Here is a 748-nt window from a genome sequence, read left to right as displayed (position 1 = left end):
AAAGTGACATTTTATATTGGGAATGGGGGGTGACATTTTATTTCTGTTTTAATATACTTATTTATAAAATTATTGACTTATAACAAAAATATGCTATAATGTTAATAATTCTTCATTGATATGAAGGATTATCGAAACTAAATGTTTCAGTACGATAATATTTCCGATGCAGAAAGCATTATTTCATAGGTTAATATGTTAAGAAGGGTGAGCCGTTCTTAATTTTTTGTTATTTTCCTATATAATATAAACTATGGAAAAAATAATAAATTGAGATCAATATTTTATGGCATTAACAAAATTGAGTGCTTTACGTTCAAAAGATCCAAATACTAAAGTTGGAGCTTGTATTATAAATCAAAGAAAAAGAGTTATAGGATTAGGTTATAATGGAATGCCTTCTGGAAATGACGATGACTTCCCTTGACAAAGAGAAGGTGAAAACGCTAAAGAAACTAAATATGCATATGTAGTACATGCAGAAATTAATGCGATTTTAAATTCAATTACTTCTTTAGAAAATTCTATTTTATATACTTCCTTATTCCCTTGCTCTAATTGTGCAAAAACAATAGTACAATCAGGAATAAAAGAAGTTGTTTATTTTCAAGATAAATATCATGATACTGAAGATGCTTGAATTGCAAGAAAAATATTTAAAGATTCTTTTGTAAAAACAAGAAAACTTGAAGAAAGCAAAATAACTTTACAACTATAATTTTACTTTTATAAAGGAAAAACCAGTGTA

Annotated in this window: 1 protein-coding gene; it reads left to right on the top strand. The window is 26.1% G+C overall.

Translation table 4 applies throughout. The features are described 5' to 3' along the window. Window positions 1-253 precede the first annotated feature (253 nt). A complete protein-coding gene (locus ACXX84_RS04125) occupies window positions 254-718 on the top strand; it encodes a deoxycytidylate deaminase (RefSeq protein WP_458557423.1) in 465 nt (154 codons plus the stop codon). The last annotated feature ends 30 nt before the right edge of the window (window positions 719-748 follow it).

The sequence above is a fragment of the Mycoplasma sp. AC157 genome, from assembly GCF_054343415.1.
The sequence above is the reverse complement of the archived record's forward strand: the minus strand, read 5'-3'. Positions and strand labels throughout refer to the sequence as shown.